Origin of the sequence: Psychrobacter sp. AOP7-B1-24 (assembly GCF_052376215.1) — a bacterium.
In the GTDB taxonomy this organism is placed as follows: domain Bacteria; phylum Pseudomonadota; class Gammaproteobacteria; order Pseudomonadales; family Moraxellaceae; genus Psychrobacter.
Genome location: NZ_JBQSVL010000248.1, coordinates 1 through 227, shown reverse-complemented (window position 1 = coordinate 227; position 227 = coordinate 1). Strand labels below are relative to the sequence as shown.

The following is a 227-nucleotide window of genomic DNA, read 5'->3' as shown; positions in this document are numbered from 1 at the left end:
ATTAGATACTTTCCAGCCAACGATAGCGCGAGCAAACACATCAATAATAAAAGCGGTATACACCCAGCCGCTTGTCGTCTTGATATAGGTAAAATCTGCAACCCATAGTTGGTTAGGACGATGAGCATTAAAGTTACGATTGACTAAGTCATCAGCGCGCTTTTGGTCGTCACGGCTGTTGGTGGTAATCTTGCCTTTGCCACGCCAAACGCCTTGTAGGCCATACT

At 45.8% G+C, this 227-nt stretch carries 1 protein-coding gene; it reads right to left on the bottom strand.

The window, feature by feature from the left end; translation table 11 throughout:
• A partial coding sequence (locus tag ACT3QP_RS15225) for a DDE-type integrase/transposase/recombinase (protein ID WP_444526088.1) occupies positions 1-227 on the bottom strand: 227 nt, incomplete at both ends.